General features: G+C 73.6%; 16 protein-coding genes and 1 pseudogene. 9 read left to right on the top strand and 8 right to left on the bottom strand.

The window, feature by feature from the left end; all coding sequences use genetic code 11:
• Positions 1-151 precede the first annotated feature (151 nt).
• On the top strand, positions 152-1609 hold the full coding sequence (locus ABD347_RS09965) for a nucleobase:cation symporter-2 family protein (RefSeq protein ID WP_425575616.1): 1458 nt from the start codon (positions 152-154) through the stop codon (positions 1607-1609).
• Between the two features lie 288 nt (positions 1610-1897).
• Here the strand turns inward: ABD347_RS09965 and ABD347_RS09960 are convergent, their stop codons facing one another.
• Positions 1898-2500 carry an ALF repeat-containing protein gene (locus tag ABD347_RS09960; protein ID WP_344359181.1) on the bottom strand — a complete coding sequence of 201 codons (603 nt, stop codon included), beginning with the start codon at positions 2498-2500 and terminating at the stop codon, positions 1898-1900.
• A 411-nt stretch (positions 2501-2911) separates the two neighbouring features.
• Here ABD347_RS09960 and ABD347_RS09955 point away from each other — a divergent pair, with 411 nt between their 5' ends.
• Both ABD347_RS09955 and ABD347_RS09950 read left to right on the top strand, forming a co-directional pair.
• On the top strand, positions 2912-3304 hold the full coding sequence (locus tag ABD347_RS09955) for a hypothetical protein (protein WP_344359178.1): 393 nt from the start codon (positions 2912-2914) through the stop codon (positions 3302-3304).
• Positions 3305-3328: 24 nt separating this feature from the next.
• A pseudogene (locus ABD347_RS09950) lies at positions 3329-3530 on the top strand (hypothetical protein).
• Between the two features lie 229 nt (positions 3531-3759).
• Here ABD347_RS09950 and ABD347_RS09945 read toward each other — a convergent pair.
• The 3 genes from ABD347_RS09945 to ABD347_RS09935 form a co-directional block, all read right to left on the bottom strand.
• On the bottom strand, positions 3760-5772 hold the full coding sequence (locus ABD347_RS09945; protein WP_344359838.1) for a SpoIIE family protein phosphatase: 2013 nt from the start codon (positions 5770-5772) through the stop codon (positions 3760-3762).
• Positions 5773-5783: 11 nt separating this feature from the next.
• Positions 5784-6944 (bottom strand): acyl-CoA dehydrogenase family protein, encoded by a 1161-nt coding sequence (locus tag ABD347_RS09940; protein ID WP_344359175.1) that lies wholly within the window; start codon positions 6942-6944, stop codon positions 5784-5786.
• Positions 6945-7227: 283 nt separating this feature from the next.
• Positions 7228-7815: a TIGR03086 family metal-binding protein gene (locus tag ABD347_RS09935; RefSeq protein ID WP_344359172.1), complete on the bottom strand. Its 588-nt coding sequence runs from the start codon at positions 7813-7815 to the stop codon at positions 7228-7230.
• A gap of 179 nt (positions 7816-7994) precedes the next feature.
• Between ABD347_RS09935 and ABD347_RS09930 the strand changes: the two genes are divergently transcribed.
• Both ABD347_RS09930 and ABD347_RS09925 read left to right on the top strand, forming a co-directional pair.
• Positions 7995-10184 carry a hypothetical protein gene (locus ABD347_RS09930; protein WP_344359170.1) on the top strand — a complete coding sequence of 730 codons (2190 nt, stop codon included), beginning with the start codon at positions 7995-7997 and terminating at the stop codon, positions 10182-10184.
• An 80-nt stretch (positions 10185-10264) separates the two neighbouring features.
• Complete coding sequence (locus ABD347_RS09925; RefSeq protein WP_344359169.1) at positions 10265-11230, top strand: fibronectin type III domain-containing protein; 966 nt, start codon at positions 10265-10267, stop codon at positions 11228-11230.
• Between the two features lie 231 nt (positions 11231-11461).
• On the opposite strand, the gene aceB is transcribed toward ABD347_RS09925, so the two are convergent.
• Together aceB and ABD347_RS09915 are read right to left on the bottom strand one after the other, a co-directional pair.
• Positions 11462-13084, bottom strand: a complete 1623-nt coding sequence (gene aceB / locus ABD347_RS09920) for a malate synthase A (protein ID WP_344359167.1) — start codon at positions 13082-13084, stop codon at positions 11462-11464.
• Between the two features lie 228 nt (positions 13085-13312).
• Complete coding sequence (locus ABD347_RS09915; RefSeq protein ID WP_344359164.1) at positions 13313-13921, bottom strand: nucleotidyltransferase family protein; 609 nt, start codon at positions 13919-13921, stop codon at positions 13313-13315.
• Positions 13922-14044: 123 nt separating this feature from the next.
• Between ABD347_RS09915 and ABD347_RS09910 the strand changes: the two genes are divergently transcribed.
• Together ABD347_RS09910 and ABD347_RS09905 are read left to right on the top strand one after the other, a co-directional pair.
• A complete protein-coding gene (locus tag ABD347_RS09910) occupies positions 14045-14926 on the top strand; it encodes a hypothetical protein (protein ID WP_344359161.1) in 882 nt (293 codons plus the stop codon).
• 92 nt (positions 14927-15018) lie between these two features.
• The gene (locus ABD347_RS09905; RefSeq protein ID WP_344359157.1) at positions 15019-15330 is read left to right on the top strand and encodes a DUF5955 family protein; all 312 of its coding nucleotides are present in this window, start codon (positions 15019-15021) and stop codon (positions 15328-15330) included.
• Positions 15331-15339: 9 nt separating this feature from the next.
• Here ABD347_RS09905 and ABD347_RS09900 read toward each other — a convergent pair whose 3' ends face one another.
• Positions 15340-15960 carry a response regulator gene (locus ABD347_RS09900; RefSeq protein ID WP_344359154.1) on the bottom strand — a complete coding sequence of 207 codons (621 nt, stop codon included), beginning with the start codon at positions 15958-15960 and terminating at the stop codon, positions 15340-15342.
• The gene (locus ABD347_RS09895; protein ID WP_344359152.1) at positions 15957-17144 is read right to left on the bottom strand and encodes a sensor histidine kinase; all 1188 of its coding nucleotides are present in this window, start codon (positions 17142-17144) and stop codon (positions 15957-15959) included. The genes ABD347_RS09900 and ABD347_RS09895 overlap by 4 nt, the downstream gene beginning before the upstream one ends.
• Positions 17145-17256: 112 nt before the next feature.
• Between ABD347_RS09895 and ABD347_RS09890 the strand changes: the two genes are divergently transcribed.
• Positions 17257-18324, top strand: a complete 1068-nt coding sequence (locus ABD347_RS09890; RefSeq protein ID WP_344359148.1) for an ABC transporter permease — start codon at positions 17257-17259, stop codon at positions 18322-18324.
• Positions 18321-19079, top strand: a complete 759-nt coding sequence (locus ABD347_RS09885) for an ABC transporter ATP-binding protein (RefSeq protein ID WP_344359145.1) — start codon at positions 18321-18323, stop codon at positions 19077-19079. The genes ABD347_RS09890 and ABD347_RS09885 overlap by 4 nt, the downstream gene beginning before the upstream one ends.
• Positions 19080-19649 lie beyond the last annotated feature (570 nt).

Below are 19649 nucleotides of genomic sequence, written 5' to 3'. Positions count from 1 at the left end.
CGGGGGGTGCCGTACCGCAATGAGGTACGCACCCCCCGGAACGGTGAAGGGTGCCGGCATTCCCTGACGGCTCACCCCCCGGGCGCAATACCTGCAACACCTCCCTGAAACCCACGTCCCCGAGCACGTGTAACCGACCGGAGGAACCCACGTGGCCGCCAAGCCCAGGTTTCGCAACGACGCAGACGCCACCGACGCAGGAGCCGCCCCGGCGGACCGGAAGCACCCGGTCGACGAGACGCTCCCGCCCTTGAAGATGTTCACCAGCGGCCTGCAGCACGTGGCCGCCATGTACGCGGGCGTGGTGGCCCCGCCCCTGATCGTCGGAGCCGCCGTAGGGCTCTCGGGCACCGAACTCACCTTCCTCACCGGTGCCAGCCTCTTCACCGCCGGCCTCGCCACCTTCCTCCAGACTCTCGGCGTCTGGAAGATCGGCGCCCGGCTGCCGTTCGTCAACGGCGTCACCTTCGCCGGTGTCGCCCCGATGCTCGCCATCATCGACACGACCGACGACAAGGCCGACGCCCTGCCGGTCATCTTCGGCGCGATCATCGTCGCCGGCCTGCTGGGCTTCGTCGCCGCCCCGTACTTCAGCAAGCTGGTCAGGTTCTTCCCGCCGGTCGTCACCGGCACCGTCATCACCCTGATCGGCGTCTCGCTGCTGCCCGTCGCCTTCGGCTGGGCACAGGGGCCGAACCCGGGGGCGGACGACTACGGTTCGACCACCTACCTCGGCCTGGCGGCGATCACACTCGTCCTGGTCCTGGTGCTGCGGCGGTTCACCCGAGGCTTCGTCAAGCAGATCGCCGTCCTCATAGGCCTGGTCCTGGGCACGCTGGTCGCCATACCGTTCGGCGTCACCGACTTCAGCCCGGTCACCGAGGCGGACATCGTCGGCTTCCCGTCGCCGTTCCACTTCGGCGCCCCGCAGTTCGCCCTGGCCGCGATCATCTCCATGTGCGTGGTGATGCTCGTGTCGATGACCGAGTCGACCGCCGACATGCTGGCGCTCGGGGAGATCGTCGAACGGCCCGCCGACGAGAAGACCATCGCGGCCGGCCTGCGCGCCGACACCCTCGGCTCGGCGATCAGCCCGCTGTTCAACGGCTTCATGTGCAGCGCCTTCGCCCAGAACATCGGGCTCGTCGCCATGACGAAGATCCGCAGCCGGTTCGTGGTCGCGGCCGGCGGAGGCTTCCTGGTCCTGATGGGCCTGTCGCCGGTGGCCGCGTCCCTGATCTCCGTCGTACCGCGCCCGGTGCTCGGCGGCGCGGGTGTCGTCCTCTTCGGCTCGGTCGCGGCCAGCGGCATCCAGACCCTGGTCAAGGCCGGTCTGGAGAAGGACAACAACGTCCTGATCGTGGCCGTCTCGCTGGCCGTCGGGATCATCCCGATCACGGCGCCGGAGTTCTACCACGCCTTCCCGGAAACCGCGAAGATCATCCTGGACTCCGGGATCTCCACCGGCTGCGTCGCCGCCGTCCTGCTCAACGTGGTCTTCAACCACCTGGGCAACGGAGGCCGCGAAGCCGACGACGTCACCGCCCCGATGGAACCGGGGGAGGAGATCTCCGAGTCCCGGGCCGCCAAGACGACCCCGGTGCACTGACCACCGGCGGACCGGAAGGGCGGGCGGGTACGGCACCGGCGGATGCCGTCGCCGCCCGCCCGTCCGCCGTTGCCGCCGTCCGCCGTCACCGGCGGGAGGACGGCGGCCGGAGCCGGTCCCGCCCCGGACGGCCCCGCCGCCCCGCCCCGCGCCGCCGCCGGTGACGACGTGATCGGCACAGGCCTTGGTGCGCTGCTGGAGCACGCGGGCACCAGCAGCGCCAGGTGTCGCGAGCGGCGTCGAGAACGGGCGGCGCGATAGGAAGCCGCCGCCGGTTCCGGAGCGGGTTCAGCTGCCCAACTCGTGCTGCCCCACCTCCAGGAAGTGCCGCAGTTCCTCCGGTGTGCCGTCGATGGCAGCCTCGGCAGCCGCGCGGAGGGAGTCGCTGATGGTGGGGTCGGCAAGGATCCGGGCGATGGCGACGCGGTCGTCCTCGGCCTGCGCCAGACGGTAGCCGGTCTCCAGGAAGCCCCGCAGGGCCTCGGGGGTGTTGGTGTCGAGGGCCTTGTTCGCCTCTCGGACGACGGCCCTGCCGGAATTCTCGTCCCCCACCATTCGGAGGATGGCGACGCGGTCGTCCTCAGCCTGCGCCAGACGGTAGCCGGTCTCCAGGAAGCCCCGCATGTCCTCCACCGTGCCGTCGAGGGCGCGATTGGCCTCTCGGGCTACAGCCCTGCCACTGTCCTCATCCGCCAGGACACGCAGGACGGCGATGCGAAGCTCCTCCTCCGACATCTCGTCCTCCGACATCTCGTCCACCGGTATATCGGCCCTTGCGGTCACGGCCGGGGCGTTTGTCGTCGAGTCGGTGGCGAACGCCGGCGTGGTGAGGAGAAGGGCGGGCGCCAGGGCGGTGGCTGCAACGAGCAGAGCTGCGCGGGTCGGTGTCATCGGTACGTGCCTCCAAGTCATGCTGTCGATGCCAAGATCCTCACAGCTGTGCAGCACCGAGATCATTTCCAGATCTCGGCAGCCATCCCGCTCTGACCATTGCCGTACACGCGCACGGATCGATACCCGGCGTGTCCCTGAAAGCCAAGCGACGCAGCACCCACCCGACCCGTCGACGGACTGCGCCTGGTTCCCCAACCGTCGGCGTTGGGCACGGGACGACAGCCTGTACAGGTGCGCACGCGCCGGTCGTTTACCCGGATACCAGGACACGGGGTGCATCCCCCACGGTCCACGAGGGCCGTCTCGACTTCGACAGCGCCGGGCACACGCACCCCGCGACGTTCCCGTGGTCGGGTGTGACCAGTGCGGTGATCCGGCTGTTCGTGATGCCGCTACGCTGAGGCCGTGATGATCAACGGGACAGGCAGACGGTGGCTCGTCGCCGTACTGGCCGCTTCCGCGGTACTCACCTCGGGGTGCACGGGCTCAGTCGACATCGACGAGCTGCCCGGCGTGTACCGCAACGACGCGACCGGCAGCGAGATCCTGCTCGAGTCCGACGGGACGTTCTCTGCCACGGCTGTGTCGACGGACTCGTTCTCCGGCCCCGCCGACTTCAGCGGTCGATGGGAGTTCGTCGAAAGAGGCTCGTCCAGCGACTTCGTCTACCTGACGGTCGATGACGGTGGGCTCGGCAGGACCGCCGGCGTCCAGCTCTACACGCGCGGCCGAGGGACGGTGGAGTTCAGCGCTCCGGACAAGCGGCCGTCCCTGACGCTCACCAGAGTGGCCGCGCGGTAGAAGACGCGCGGACACCAGGCGGCCATGGCGGCCGCTGACGGATTGTCACTGCGCGCCTGTCTCGCGCGTCCGGCCGAGACGCTGCTGACCCCGGCCGAGCGGGCTGAACGCGCGGAGAAGGCACGCGTCGCTGAAGAATCGGAACGGCTACGCACCGACCGTCGCACAGGAGCAGGACCTGGACAACGAGCTGGACCTGCGCCTGGCCCAGGCGACCGGCCGGTGAGCGATGCCATGCACATTGTCCTGGACGACACAGCGATGGCCGCGTCCGACCAGGGCACCATTCTCGCCTCCCGCCTCGTCCACCGCGCCCACGCCGACTGGTTCCTCTGCGCCCCGGCGTAAGCACTGGACGAAGCTCGAGATGGTCGCCGGGCTACGAGTTTCTTGCCGGAACCACGTTCACGTGTACGCCGACACGGCTGAGCGCGTCGATAGCGGTTCGACGGTAGTCACACAGCGGTGAGCGCCAGAACGGCCAGGTCGTCGCGCAGGTGTGGGCCCCACCAGGTGTGGGCGTCGTCCATGAGGGCTGCGGCGATATGGTCGGCGGGACGCTCCGTTCCTGCGGGTAGCTGATGCTTGGCAACGGTGGCGGCGAGATCTTCGGGCTCACGCTGGTTGTAGGGGCCCGCTCCCTCGGTGAAGCCATCGGTGTAGAGGATCAGGGTGTCCCCGGGACACAGATCGATCTCTGTCACCGGGTGACGCACGTCGCCGAACGCGCCAAGCAATGGCCCGCGGACGTTCAGGAGCCCGGTGGTGCCATCCGCGTGGCGCAGCAGAGGCGGGGGGTGGCCGGCGGCGACGAGGTGGAGGCGGGCGGGTGCGGGCCCGGGGTCGAGAAGGGCGTAGACGAGCGTGCAGAAGGGAGTGTTCTCGCGTCTGAGGGCGCGGTCGACGAGGGTGAGGACGTGGGCGGGGTCGGGGGTGTGCTGAGCGGCGGCCCACAGAGTGTGGCGGACCAGGCCGGTGATGGCGGCTGCCGTGGGGCCTTTGCCACAGACGTCTCCCAGGACCAGGACGTGGCGGCCGTCGGGGGCGGTGAAGACATCGTAGAAGTCGCCGCCGATCTGCAGGCCGCTGCCGAAGGGGCGGTAGCGGGCAGCGACGTCGAAGCCCGGCAACGTGGGCAGATGCGGGGGCAGCAAGGGCTTCTCCAGCGCCTGGGCGGTGGAGCGCAGACGGTTGAGGAGGCGGTCCTGCTGGATGCCCACGGCGATCTGGTCGGCGATGTTTCCCAGGGCGTCTGCTGTAGTGCCCGGCGCTGTCGGTGAGGTGGCCAGGGAAAGGACGCCTATGAGCTCGCCACCCGAGATCAAGGGGAAACCGATGAACCCGGCTTCGCCGTCGCCAGGCGTGCCGAGACGGCGGCGACGCCGTGCGGCGATGTCTTGGACCTGCGATTGAACGGCGACTACGTGGTCCTGCGGGTCTCCCTGGCCAGGGTCCGCTGCGGCACAGGCCACATGCCGAAGCCTGCCGCTGGAGGACTCCACAGTCCACACGCAGACGAACGCGGCGTGCAGCCGGTTCACGGCGGCCTGCATGCACTGGTGCAGGCGTTCATCGAGGGAGCCGGGAGCGGTGATGGCGGCGGCGACTTCCGCGCTCAGCAGGGCTTGGCTGGTGCGTTCGGCCAGCATGCGTTCGGCATGCAGCCGGGCGGTGATGTCCTCGACGAGGAGCAGGGTGCGCTCTCGCCCTTCGGCGTCGAGCACCTGCTGCGGCGCCAGCCGCAGGGCCTGATCGCTGCCGTCGGGGCGCAGGCGCCCGAAGACGGTGTCCGGGGCGACGGGGCGCTGCCGACTCGGGGCGGCGATGTGGCGTGCCACTTCGGCGTGGACACTGGAGGGGAAGAAGGCGGTCAGCGGGCGGCCCAGCGAACCCGAATCGGTCAGGGACAGGATTTCGGCGGCCTTGTGATTCCAGGCGGCCAGAGAGCCCGCGTCGTCCAGCATGAGGGCGCCCACCGGCGCCTGGGTGAGGAACTCCCCGAACAGGTGGTCACCGAGCTGTCGGCTGAGGCCTGCGCCCGAGGTCAGCTGGCGCTGGGCCGCGGCCAGCCCCGCGCTGTAGGTACGCCGACGAGCCATGGACTGGAGCATCTCCCGTGCCGCCCCGGGCAACTGGTCGACCTGGGCGGCCGGCAGATGGCGCGCCTGATCGGGAGAGAACAGCAGGGTCAGTGTGGCGAGTTTCGCGGCGGTGACGGGCGTGGAAACCGCGATCACCGTCAGGTCGCCCGGGTGCGGACGCACCGCGTGCACCAAACCCACCGGCGCCGGCAGCTGCCGGCCGAGCACCACCAGGGTCGGGTGCCGCTCACCAGGCACCCCCCGCGTATAGGAGACGACCTCTTCGGCGGTGATCTCCCGCAGGTCAGCCACAGGCGCGAGCTCTGCCCGCAGAGCTCCCGCGACCTCGGCGACGACCCCCACCATCAGTACACGGGGCTGTGGCATGCCGGTCACCGTCATTCCCCCAGCAGCGGCTGATCCAGAAGGGCCCGCCCCGTCCAGATCCGCAGCACATCGGTGACGGGGGACATCACATGCGCGGCACGCGCGTCGCGCAGCAGCCGGTGCAACGGCGAGTTGTCGCTGTAACCGACCCCTCCGACCAGGGACAGTGCGTCATTGATGACCGCTTCGGCGGCTTCGGCGACCTCGGCCTTGGAGGACGCCAGCCCCGCCAGCGCCTCGGCGCCGCCGGTCTCGGCTTCCGCGGCCGCATGGTAGATCAGCCGCCGGGTGCGCTCGACGCGTGCCCACATCGTCCCCAGGCGGTGCTGCACGATGGGTTGCGAGGCCAAGGAGCGGTTGCTGTACGCGTGCCGGCGCCGCAGCAGATGCCTGCGGGCTTCCTCGAGCGCCGCGGCGGCCACCCCGAGATAGGTGCCGGCCATGGCCAGCAGGAAATAGGGGGCGACGACGTTGAACACGTACCAGATCTCATCGCCCTCCTCGCCCAGGAGGTGGGAGCGGGGGATCATCACGTCGCGCAGTTCAAGGCTGCGCGAGGCGTTGCCGCGCATGCCGAAACCCTGCCAGGGAGCCCCCCACACCAGATTCGGCGTATCGACGTCGACCACCGTGCACGAGAACTGGCCCGGCGGCGTGCCTGGGTCGGCTGCCACGGTGGAGACGACATAGGAGTCGGCATGCCCGGCGTTGGTGACGAAACTCTTGGTTCCGCTCAGCCGCAGCCGGTCAGCACCGCCGCGCTCCATCCGCGTCTGCGGCAGCCAGAACTCACCCCCCGTGGCCGGCTCCGACAACGCCAGCGTCGTCAGGTGCTCGCCGGCCGCGATCGGCACCAGGTACCGCTCCTGCTGCTGATCGCTCGCCTTCGCAGCGATCACGGCAGAGGCGACCAGATGCATGCCGAAACAGATCGAGGTCGACGCGCACGCCCGCCCTGTCGCCTCCCCCACCTGCGCCACCGCGAGCAATCCGTGGCCCATCCCGCCGCAGCTCTCGGGCACCACCAGCCCGCCCAACCGGGACTGCAGCGCCGAGACGCCCTCCTGCGGCCACCGCTGCTCCGCGTCCACCGCCGCCGCGCGCGGGGCGAGAACGCCCTCGGCGATCTCCCGAGCCAGGGACACCGCCTTGCCCAGTCCAGTCCGTGCCACCGCTGTGCTCCACTTCCCTGACTCCTACCCGTTCGAAGAGAGCATCGGCGGGCCTCCTGGGCAGTCAAAGACGTTGACAGCCAGGCACTAGCCTACCGACGGAGGGATCGGCCCCAACGGTCCCCGCTTCCGGGCGCGAGCGGCGGGTTCCTACGGCGGCTCTCCGTGGGAGCGGTCCGCGGACGGCACTGCTGCGGCCGGCCGACGAACACCGGAGGGCCCGGCCCAGCATGGCGTGTCATGGGCCGCGAGCGTGACACAGCGCCCTCTCGTGCTCACCCGGTTATCGCCGGGGCGCCCCCGGACTCCAGTCGGGGCGGCGACCGCTGAGGCCGATCACGCGGTCGAGCAGCGACGCCCCGTCCGGCACGGGCACCGGCGGCCCGAACGGCCCCCGCTCCCCGGCGCTGCCGGCGGTGGGGGCGAGCAGGGCGTGCGAGGCCTCCAGCGACACCTCGTCCGGCGCGTACTCCTGGCCGGTCGCCCGCGCCAGGTCCCACCCGTGGATCAGCACCTCGTTCAGCGCGACCAGCCCGGCCACCTCGCCCGGCAGGACGACCCCGCCCGCCCGGGTGGTGCCCGCCCAGGCCTCCGGGGCCCGCCACGCGACGGCCAGCTCGTCGAGCCGGCGGGGGAGCGCGGTACGCCAGTCGTCGCCCAGCGGCGGCAGGCCGGCCCGCGGGCCGGTGTCCGTGGTGGGCCCGAGCTCCTTCCTCCCGGCGTCCCGGAAGGCGACCGCGAGGCCCACCAGGTGGGCCAGCACCTCCCGGACGGTGTACTCCGGGCACGGCGTCGGGCCGTCGAGCCGGTCGTCCGTGACGCCGTCCAGCAACTCCGCCACCCGGCGGGTCGCGGGTCCGAGATCGATCATGGCTGCCTCCGTACGCGGGTTCATGTGAGGGCAGACCGCCGCCGGCCCGGAAAGTCATCGGCCACCGGCCCGGTACACGCCGTGCCCTCGCACCCCACCCGGGGACGGTGTCGCCTGTTCGGGCTATCCGTCCGTGCCCGAGGCCGCGCCGACGCGGGCGCGGCCCATACGCTCCCCGAGTGACCGTTCTCCGTACACCCGCTCCGAACACCGGACTCGCCGACTTCCTGGGCTGGGCGGACAAGGAACGCGACGCCCGCGGCGAGGCCCCCTTCCCCGCGCGTACCGCGGACGCCGTCCTGACGCTGCTCGCCCTCCGCGGGGCCGACCGCAGGGCCGGTGTGCCCGAGCCGACGGCGCGCCTCCTGGGCCCCGTGCTCCACGAGGACCTGCCCGCGCTGCTGTGCGCCACCCCGCCCGAGGCCGACGCGGTGCCGGAGATCCTCACCGCGCTGGCCGACCGGGTCCGGGCGGCCGGCCGCCTGAACGCCAAGCGGCACGCCCGGCTGCTCGCCGCGATCGACGAGGCCGTGCCGGAGTTCCGCCGGGCCATGGCCGATCCGCGGAACCTGACCTGGCCGCGCTGGTACGCCTCCCTGCTGCGCGCCGACGGCGTCGACGCCGACGACCCCGAGGCCGTACGGGCGTGGCTCGCCGCCCACGAGGCCACACCGCGCGCCGACCGCCCGGCCCTCCCCGCCCCCCTGCACCGCTCCGACGTCGCCGCCCGCACCTTCACGGTCCGCGTCCAGCTCGGCGAGGCGCTGCTGGCGGCCTTCGCCCGCGACGTGGAGACGCCCTCCCCGGCCGGTCCACTGCTGCCCGGTCCGCCCCTGGACGCCGACCGCCCCGACGAGGAGCTGTCCGCCGAGCTGGAGCGGATCGCCGCCGGGCTCAGCGACCGCTGGACGGCCGCCGGGCTCAGCGACGCGCTCGCCGAACCGGACGGCCCGCACGCCGTCCTGGCGCCCGGCCCCGAGTCGATCCCCCACTTCGCCCTCGCCGACCGGCTGCTCGGCGAACACCTCGACTACTACGGCGACTCCGGGCGGCCCCTCCCGCCGCCGCCCGCACCGCCCGCCCCGGACGCGATCCGGGCACTGCTGCACGCCGCGCCGCTGCCCGCCGCCCTCGCGGCGGGCTCCGGCGACGTGCCCCCCGGGATCGCCGAACGCTGCTTCAGCGGCCCGGCCGCCGTCGTCTGGTCGGAGGGGACCCCCGAGGAGCTGACCGAACTGGCGGCGGACATCCTGGCGGCCGTCGTCGAGGACGTCGGCGCCACCTCCGACTCGGAGTACGCGCTGGACGCCGCTCACCTGCTGTACGCGCTGTACGAGCGGGGCGGCACCGCGGACTCCGTCGTGCGCAAGGCGGCCGAGAACGGCGACCTGCCGGTCGATCCGGACCTGGAGGACGCCCCCGTGCCGGTCCCGGAGCCCGCGCCGGACGGGCGGCCGTACGAGATGCCGCCCCGGGACCGGCTCCCCGCCCTCCTGGGCGTTCCGGACGCGAGCGAGGAGGACCTGGCGGGCCTGGAGGACCACGCGCGGGCCCTGGCGGAGGTGGTCGACCGGCTGGCCGCGACGGGCTGCGTCTTCCGGACGGGCGACGCGTACGGCCTCACCCCGCTGGGCGGCGCCGTGCTCCGCCATGTCCTGACCGCCGGTCATGTCGCGGCCCCCGACGCCGAGGAGCTCTCGGAGTGGGAGGCCGCCGAGGTGGTCGCCGCCGTCGGGAGCTGGCCGGAGCGGACGGCCGCCGACGCCCTGACGCGGTGGACGGCGGGCCGGGGCGTCACCGCCTGGAGCGAGCTGCTGGGCGCCGCCGAAGCGGCCGGGCAGGCGGACTTCGGCGCCGTCGACACCCCCGCGCTCTTCGCCCGCCTCGCGCTCGCCGCCGTTCCCGCCGAGGCCCTGCGCGGGGCGCTCACCCACCCGGCCACCGGCGCGCACGCCCACCGGCTGTTGACCGCACGCGGGGAGGCGGCCCCCCAGGACGCCGACCGTGTGCCGCGGACCGCCCTCGCGGTGCTGACCCTGGAGGAACTGGACGACCACCGCCACCGGGACCGGCGCACGTACCCGGAAGCCGCGCCCACCACGGGCGAGCGGCAGCCGGGCCCCACCGCCACCCCCGCCGCCCCCCGGACGCTGCCCGACGCGTTCGACGCCGCCGCCCGGGACTGGCCCGGCGGCGCCCCCGCCCTGGCCGAGGCCTTGGCCCGGGCCGATCGGTCCACCACCCGCCGGGTGATGGAGGCTCTCGCCGAGAGCCACCCCGACCCCGCGGTCGCGGCCCTGGCCTCGCGCACCGAGAGGGCGTTGAGGCGGGCTCCCCGCCCCGCGACCGCGAACGAGCGCCGCCCTTGACACGTCCGCCCTCTTGAAGCCTCCCTCCGCGTATGCCATACAGGTCTGGACCAATCCCCTGTCGTACGTGGAGGCCGACCGTGCCACGCCCCCTCACCGTCGCCGCGTCGACCGTCGCCGCCGCCCTCCTGCTCACCGCGTGTGGCGGCGGCGCGGACGCGGACGAGGCCACGGACACCGAACGCCCCTCCTCCCCCGCCGGGGTCACCGCCCAGGCCGGCAGTGCCACCTCGGTGCACGTCATGTGGGAGCGCTCGTCGGACAACAAGGCCGTCACCGGCTACGAGGTGCACCACAAGGGGCGGAAGGTCGCGGCGGTCCCCGGGAGCCGGACCATGGTCGACGTCGAGCGGCTGGCACCCTCGACCGCGTACAGCTTCACCGTCCGCGCCCGCGACGCCGCCGGCAACCTGTCCGCGCCCAGTGCCGCCGTGCCCGTGACCACGCCCCCTTCCACGCCCGACGACGCCACGCCCCCCACCCGTCCGCCCGCCCTCCGCGGCACGGCGCAGGGCAGCAGGGCGGTCACCCTCACCTGGGGGCGGGCCACCGACGCCGTCGGGGTCACCGCCTATGACATCTACCAGGCCGATTCCCGTGTCCACAGTGTTCCGGGCACCGCGACCTCCGCGCGCCTCACCAACCTGCGCCCGGGCACCGTCTACACCTTCACCGTCCGGGCCCGCGACGCCGCGGACAACTCCTCGCCCGACAGCCCCTCGGTCGACCTCACCACCGCCCCGGCCCCCGGCTCCGGCCCCGGCACCGCGCCCACCGGCCTCACGGCGACGGCCCGCAAGGGCGCCATCTCCCTGACCTGGACACCACCGGACACCGGCGCCCCGGTCAAGGAGCACCAGCTCTTCCTCAACGGCGTCTTCGCCACCACCATCGTCTGGGGCACCCAGCCCCCTCCGGGCGAGGTGGACTACACCTTCACCGTCACCGACGGGCCCGGCACCCGCTACACCGCCAAACTCCGCGCGAAACTCCCGGACGGCACCTGGGGCGACTTCTCGGCGCAGCGAACGGTGGTCGTGCCCTGAGCCACCTCGTGTGCGCGCCCGCGGCGGAGGCGGGCGGGCGCGGCCGGCCCGACGGGACTGGGCGCCCGGGCGGTGGCGCCGGTGCTCCCGGTGGCGCCGCCGGGGCACGCCGTCACGTACGCCGGGGGACGCCGACGTACGCCGGGCGGCCCGGAGCGGGGGCGGGCGGACAGGACTCCGCCCCCTGACGTCGTGCGTCGGCAGGGGGCGGAGCGGTACCGGCGGGAAAGGTCAGCCGACGAGCCGGTCGTACGCGGGGAGGGTGAGGAAGTCCGCGTAGTCCGCGTCGAGCGAGACCTGCAGCAGCAGGTCGTGGGCCTGCTGCCACTTGCCCGAGGCGAAGGCCTCCTCGCCCACCTCGGCGCGGATCGCGGCCAGTTCCTCGGCCGCGACCTTGCGGGCCAGCTCCGGGGTGGCCCTCTCGCCGTTCTCGAAGACGACGCCCGCGTTGATCCACTGCCAGATCTGCGAGCGCGAGATCTCGGCGGTCGCCGCGTCCTCCATCAGGTTGAAGATCGCCACGGCGCCGAGGCCGCGCAGCCACGCCTCGATGTAGCGGATGCCGACCTGGACGGCGTTGCGGAGGCCCTCGTACGTCGGCTTGGCGTCGAGCGAGCTGATGGCGATCAGGTCGCCCGGGGCCACCGAGACGTCCTCGCGGAGGCGGTCCTTCTGGTGGGGCTTTTCGCCCAGCACCGCGTCGAAGGAGGCCATCGCGATCGGGACCAGGTCGGGGTGGGCGACCCAGGAGCCGTCGAAGCCGTCGCCCGCCTCGCGGTCCTTGTCCGCCTTGACCTTCTCGAAGGCGACCTTGTTGACCTCGGCGTCCTTGCGGGACGGGATGAAGGCCGCCATGCCGCCGATCGCGTGCGCGCCCCGCTTGTGGCAGGTGCGGACCAGCAGTTCGGTGTACGCGCGCATGAACGGGGCCGTCATCGTCACCGCGTTGCGGTCCGGGAGGACGAACTCGGCCCCGCCGTCACGGAAGTTCTTGACGATCGAGAAGAGGTAGTCCCAGCGGCCGGCGTTGAGGCCCGCCGCGTGGTCCCGCAGTTCGTAGAGGATCTCCTCCATCTCGTACGCCGCCGTGATCGTCTCGATCAGGACGGTCGCGCGGACGGTGCCCTGCGGGATGCCGACGTAGTCCTGCGCGAAGACGAAGATGTCGTTCCAGAGGCGGGCCTCGAGGTGGGACTCGGTCTTCGGGAGGTAGAAGTACGGGCCCTTGCCCAGGTCGATGAGCCGCTGGGCGTTGTGGAAGAAGTACAGGCCGAAGTCGACCAGCGCTCCGGGGACGGCTTGTCCCGCGAAGCGCAGGTGGCGCTCCTCCAGATGCCAGCCGCGCGGGCGCATGACGACCGTCGCCAACTCGGAGGCGGGCTTGAGGGCGTACGACTTGCCTGTGCGCGGGTCGGTGAAGTCGATCTTCCGCTCGTACGCGTCGATCAGGTTGAGCTGGCCGAGGACGACGTTCTCCCACGTGGGGGCGGACGCGTCTTCGAAGTCCGCGAGCCAGACCTTCGCGCCCGAGTTCAGGGCGTTGATGGTCATCTTGCGATCGGTCGGGCCGGTGATCTCGACGCGACGGTCGTTCAGCGCGGCCGGGGCCGGCGCGACCTTCCAGCTGTCGTCCTCGCGGAGCTGTGCGGTCTCCGGGAGGAAGTCCAGGGTGCTGGTGCGCGCGATCTCGGCGCGGCGCTCGGCGCGGCGGGCGAGGAGCTCGTCACGCCGCGGCGTGAAGCGCCGGTGCAGCTCGGCCACGAAGGCCAGGGCCGCATCGGTGAGGACCTCGTCCTGCCGGGGCAGGGGCTCGGCTTCGACGATGGCCAGCGGGGACGGCGCTGGTGCGGACATGAGCTGTCACTTCCTTCAGCGGGGACTGTGGCACGGCGCCGTACGGTACCGCCGGGCGTACGCGCGCGGCACTGAGTGCCGTGGGAGCCGAGATACGGTCACTGGCGCCTTCTGACGATCGGGTGCTTCTGAACAGTGGATACTAGTTTCCTCATAGTGGAAGTTCAATGGTTTGTTGATGTCGAGATTCTCCGGGTCGACAGAACATGGCGCTGAGTGCCATCACGTTCACTCCAGGTGCGCCAGGTCCTCCACCGTGTCGATGTCGTACGCCTCCGCGACGTCCCCGCACTCGACGAGGACGATCGACGTCTCGTGTCGCCCCAAGTAGGCGCGTGCCCCCCGGTCCCCCTCCGCACTCGCCCCCACGGCCGCCCAGCGGTCCGCCCCGAACAACACCGGATGGCCGCGCTTCCCGTCGTACGCGGCGGCCACCAGCGCGTCGCGCGAGCGGTACGCGGCGACCACCCGCCGCACCGCCTCGGCCCCGATCCCCGGCTGGTCCACCAGCGACACCACGGCCGCGTCCCCGCCCGAACCGTCCAGGGACGCCAGCCCCGCGCGCAGCGACGACCCCATGCCCTCCTCCCAGTCCGGGTTGTCGACCAGGACGCAGCCGGGCAGCGAGGCCCGTGCCCGTACGGAGCCGGCGGACGCGCCCAGCACCACGTGCACCACCGAACAGCCGCCCGCCCGCAGGACGGCCACCGCGTTCTCGACCAGCGGGCGGCCCCGGTGCTCCAGGAGCGCCTTGGGGCGGCCGCCGAGCCGCCGCCCGCCGCCCGCCGCGAGGAGGAGCCCGGCGATCCGCGGCCCGTCTGTCGTCGTATGTTCCATGGGGAGTGCATACCGCATACCCGCACCCTCGCGCGGGTGCGGCGAGGCGGCCCCGCCTTGGACAGGGTGCGGGTCCGGGACCGGAACGATCCCGGGTGAGCGGCAGCGGTCAGCGGGAACAGTGTGAAGTCCGTTAGCGGGGGCACCCGCCCCGGCGCCCCACGCGCCGACCGCCCACGCGGCTCCGGCTGCCCCGCCGCCCGGGTTCGGCCCGCCGCCCGCCCAGTCCGCCGCCCACACCCCCGCCCACACCCCGGGTACGGCTATCCGCAGGCCCACGCCGCCCCGCCCCCGTACGCCGGACCGGCCCCGGTCACGGCCCCCGTCCCCGGCACGCCCACCGCCGCCCCCGCGAAGACGAAGCGGAACCTCCTGCTCGGCCTCACCGCCGCGCTCCTCGTGGCCGGGCTCACCGGCGGCGGGGTGTACCTCATGATGTCGGGCGACGACGCGAAGAAGGACAACCGGGCGCGGAGCGGCGACCGGGCCACGACCGGCCCCACGCACCAGGACCCGGCCGCCGCGGACAGCACGCCCGACGAGGCCGCCGTCTCGCCCGGCGCGCCCTCCTCCCCGGAGCCCCTGGAGCCCCCGGAGCCGGCGGTGGCGAGCCCCGCACCCGCCACCTACCAGGGGATCGACCTCACGGACGGATACCACCTGACACTGGGCGACGACCCGGTCAAGCCGCTCGGCGACGACGCCGACGTGGACGTCGCCTACGACTGGAACCTGGACAAGATCTATGTCGAGGACGGGCCGCTCATCCTGCTGCGCGCGGGGCAGAAGGGCGGTCTGAAGACCTGCCGGACCGAGACCCGGTACGCCGGCCGGGTCGACCTCGACTCGCTGTCCAAGGGGTCCCAGCTGTGCGTCCTGACCAACGGGGGGCACGTCGGCCTCGTCACCTACCAGGGCAAGTCGCCCGAGTCCGACCCCAGTCACTACATCACGCTCGACGTGACCGTGCGGCGCGGCGCGATCGCCCCCGAAGCCGCCTCCTGAGTTTCGTCGCAGGAGTGGCGCACCCCGCCCGTGATGGCGTTAAGTACAAGGGCGGGCGCACAACGTAGTGCGGGCGAGGGGTGGGAGAGCTTTTGTTGCGGAGCATGGGACAGAGGCGTGTGGCCGGAAGCGGTGAGGACCCGAGGGTGACGGAGCTGCGCACCGCCGTCTCCCGCCTCCGCCGCGCACTGGCCTGCCACCCCGGCGACTTCGCCGACCGGGGCATCGCCGAGGACGAGCTGGCGGCGCTCGCCGCCATGACCCTCACCGGGGTCCCCGAAGTACGGCGCCTGCGCCGGTCGTTACTGCTCGTCGCGGGAGCGATCGGGTCGATCAGCGCGCTGGGCGCCGCGCTCACCGAGCTGCGCGGCGCGGTGGAGCTGTTCGGCGAACAGCCCCGGTGACCCGCGTGGTCAGCGGCGGATCAGGCGGCGGGCGGTGGCCGCCGCCACCGCCGCCGTCCGCGAGTCGACGCCCAGCTTCGCGTAGACGTGCACCAGATGGGACTTCACCGTCGCCTGGCTGAGGAAGAGCCGCTTGCTGATCTGCTGGTTGGACAGACCCTCGCCGACCAGCCGCAGCACCTCCAGCTCCCGCTTGGTCAGCGCCTCCGCGGGCGTCCGCATCCGGTCCATGAGCCGGTGCGCCACCGCGGGGGCGAGCGCCGACCGGCCGGCCGCGGCCGTGCGGACCGCCGCCGCCAGCTCCTCCGGCGGCGCGTCCTTGAGCAGGTAGCCGCTCGCACCCGCCTCGACCGCCGCCAGGATGTCGGCCTCCGTGTCGTACGTCGTCAGCACCAGCACCCGTGGAGCCTCCGCACGGGCGGTGATCGCGGCCGTCGCCTCCGAGCCGTGCATGCCCGCGCCGAACTGGAGGTCCATCAGCACGACGTCCACACCGTGGGCGAGCTCGACCGCCCGCTCGGCGGTGGCGGCCTCGGCGACCACCGTGAAGTCCGGCTCCGTGTCGAGGACGGCGCGCAGCCCCGCGCGGACGACCGGGTGGTCGTCGGCCAGCAGCAGGCGGATGGTCATGCGGCGTCTCCCGCCAGGGGCGTACGCAGCGGGAGGGCGACCGCCACGGCGGTGCCCTGGCCGGGCGCGGACTCCACGGTGAAGGTCCCGCCCAGCGACTCGGCCCGCGAGCGCATCGCCGGCAGGCCGAAACCGCCACCCGGGGAAGGCGTCCAGGAGCACGGGTCGAAGCCCTTCCCGTCGTCGACCACGTCCAGCGTGACGGACGCGTCCATGAACGTCAGCGTCACCCCCGCGCGCCCCGCCTCCGCGTGCCGCACCGTGTTGGCCAGCGCGGACTGGGCGATCCGCAGCAGCGCCACCTCGTACGGCGTCGGCAGCGGGACCGGCGTACCGCTCACCGTGAACCCGATCCGAGGCCCCACCCGAGGCCCCGGCCCCTCCGCCGCGCACAGCCGCTCCAGCGCCGCCGCCAGCGAACCCCGCTCCAGGTCGGCCGGAGCCAGCGCCCGCACGAACCGCCGTGCCTCCGCCAGGTTGTCCTGAGCGGTCCGCCGCGCCCGCTCGATGTGCCCCGCCGCGACCGGGGAGCCGTCCGGCAGGGCGCGCTCGGCGGCCCGCAGCAGCAGCTGGATCGACGACAGGCCCTGCGCCAGCGTGTCGTGGATCTCGCGGGCCAGCCGCTCCCGCTCGGCCAGCGTGCCCGCGTGCCGTTCGGCGGCGGCGAGCTCCGCCCGTGTCGAGGTCAGCTCCTCCACCAGCCGCCGGTGCCGCTCGCTCTCCCGGTACAGCGCCTGGTAACCGAGGACGGTCGCCACGGCGACGGCCGCCCCCAGCAGCGGGCCGATGAACGCACCCGGGTTGAGCGGCGCGCCATGGCGGACGTACGACATGATCGCCGCGCCCGCCGTGCCGGCGACCGCCGGCAGCGCCCAGCGGGCGGGCAGCAGGCGCAGGTGCAGGAAGTACAGCGGGAAGGCCAGCCACAGGCCGTCGGGAGTGACCGTCAGCAGTACCAGCCAGGCCGCGGTCAGGGCGCTCAGCCACAGGGCGGCGGCCGGCCGGGACTCCCGTACGGCACGCAGGGACGACCCCACCGCGTAGACCGCGCCCGTGGCGGCGGCCGCGATGACGGCGGCCGGAGTCGCGGCGCGCAGCACGGGCAGGGCCAGGAGTCCCGCCACCAGCAGATGCGGACAGACGCGCAGGACACGCGGGACGGAGGTGAGCGAACGGGGATCCATGACCCGTCCAGCGTAGGCGGGCCCGGGGCGTCCGCCCTCAACCGAAAGGTTGATGCCTGCCCCGTCCGCGGTGCGATGCCCGTGCGGGCCGCTCGTCGGCAGGCTGGTCGGCATGTTCGTGGCATGGAGAGACCTCAGGTTCGCCAAGGGGCGATTCACCCTGATGGGCACGGTGATCGTGCTGATCACCCTGCTCGTCGGGCTGCTGTCGGGGCTGACGGCCGGGCTCGCGCGGGAGAACGTCTCGGCGATCACGGGGCTGCCCGCCGACCGGCTGGCCTTCGCCGCCCCACCGCCCGGACGGCCGGTGTCCTTCACGGACTCGGCGCTGGCCGAGCCCGCCTGGCGGACCTGGCAGCGGCAGCCGGGCGTCACCGCCGCCGAGCCCGTCGGCATCAGCGCCGTCGACGCCTCCGCGGGTGACCGGAGGGCGGCGCTGTCCGCCTTCGGCACCGAACCGGACGCGGGGATCGCGCCCCGGAGCGACAGGCTCGGCCCGGGGCACGTGGTGCTGTCGGCGCCGGCGGCCCGGGAACTCGGGGCCGGGCCCGGGGACGCGCTGCGGATCGGGGGCGTGGCCGTCACGGTGGCCGCCGTCGCGGGTGACGCCTCGTTCAGCCACACACCGGTGGTGTGGACCTCCCTGACCGACTGGCGGCGGGCGGGCGGGCGCGGTGGGGCCACCGTCATCGCGCTGAGGGGGGAGGGCGCCGGCGCGGCGGCGGGCGACGAGGCGGCCGGTACGCGGAGCACCACCGTCGGCGAGGCGCTCACCGCCATCGGGTCCTACCGGGCGGAGAACGGCTCGCTGCAACTGATGCGCGGCTTCCTCTTCGTCATCTCGGCGCTCGTCATCGGGGCGTTCTTCACGGTGTGGACGATCCAGCGCAGCGGGGACGTGGCGGTGCTGAAGGCGCTGGGCGCCTCGACGCCGTACCTGCTGAAGGACGCCCTGGGCCAGGCGGCCGCGATGCTCGGCGCCGGGATCCTGCTCGGGACCGGGCTGGCCGCCGGGGTGGGCGCGCTGGTGGGGCGGGGCGACGTGCCCTTCGCGCTGGAGCCGCTCACCCTGCTGGGCCCCGCCGCCGTGATGGTGGTGCTCGGGATGCTCGGCGCGGCCCTGTCCATCCGGCGGATCACCGCCGTCGACCCCCTCACCGCGCTCGGGAGCGCCCGATGAGCCTGCACCTCGTGGATGTGACCCTGACCTACCCGGACGGCGACGGTCGGCTGACCGCGCTGGACTCCGTGTCCCTGGAGGTGCCTCAGGGCAGCCTCACGGCGGTCGTCGGCCCGTCCGGCTCGGGCAAGTCCAGCCTGCTCGCGGTCGCGGCGACGCTGGTCACGCCGGACCGGGGGCGGGTGGTCGTGGCCGGTACCGACACCGGCACGCTGGACCGGGCCGGCCGGGCGGCGCTCCGCCGCGAGCGGGTCGGCATTGTGTTCCAGCAGCCGAACCTGCTGCCGTCGCTGACGGCCGCCGAGCAACTCCGGGTCATGGCGCACCTGGCGGGCCGCGGGCAGCGGGAGCGGCGGGCGCTGGAGCTCCTCGACGCGGTCGGCCTCGCGGACCTCGCCGGTCGGCGGCCCCACCAGCTCTCCGGCGGCCAGCGCCAGCGCGTGAACATCGCGCGGGCGCTGATGAACGACCCGGCCGTGCTGCTGGTCGACGAGCCCACCAGCGCGCTGGACGATGAGCGCGGGGCGGCGGTCCTGGACCTGCTGGCCACGCTGACCAGGGAGCGCGGGACGGCGACGGTGCTGGTCACCCATGACCGGGCCCACCTGGAGCGGGCGGACCGGACGGTCACGGTGCGGGACGGGAAGCTGTCGGCCGACGGGCCCGGCCCGGCGTCCCGGCGCGGAGACGCGGCAGGACCTGCGCGCCCTGGACGGAGGACCCCGCTACCGTGGCCGGCGCCCGGCGGACCATGATCCTCCCGGCACGCCGGAGCCTCCTCCTGTGCGAGCACGCCGCGCACTCGCCGCCCACGCCCGCCCGAGGCCCGGGACCCCGGCGCCCCGTGCCCAGCCCTCCGGCGCCTCACGCCCGGGTGACCGGCGGGGCCCCCGGTGCCCCGGGCGCGACCGCCCGCCTCCTGCACCCCGTCCCACCGGGCGCGACCACCTGTTCCTGCGCGTCGTCCCACCGGGGCGACCGCCTGTTCGTGCGCGTCGTATCCCCGGCGTGACCACTTGTTCCTGCGCGCCGTTACTCGCGGGCGTCGGCGGCCTCGGCGCCGCGTGCCGCCAGGCGATCGCCTGCCCCGGCGCGCCCAGGTTGCGGGGCCTCGCGCCCCGCGGCGCCTCGTGCCCCCGTCAAGGGCCTGCACTAAGGGGCGCGAACGGCTTCCGGCGCGCCGCGTGCCCGGGCGCGACCGCCTGTCCCGGCACGGCACCCCGTACCACCGCCCCTGGCCCCTCGTACTCCCGGCCAACCGCCCGCCCCGGCGCTCCGGCGCCTTACGCCCGGGTGACCGGCGGGGCACCGCGTGCCCGTGTCCC

It is taken from the genome of Streptomyces gobitricini, from assembly GCF_039532985.1.
In the GTDB taxonomy this organism is placed as follows: Bacteria; Actinomycetota; Actinomycetes; order Streptomycetales; family Streptomycetaceae; genus Streptomyces; species Streptomyces gobitricini.
Note: the sequence above shows the minus strand (reverse complement) of the source record. Positions and strands in the feature narration are given on the sequence as shown.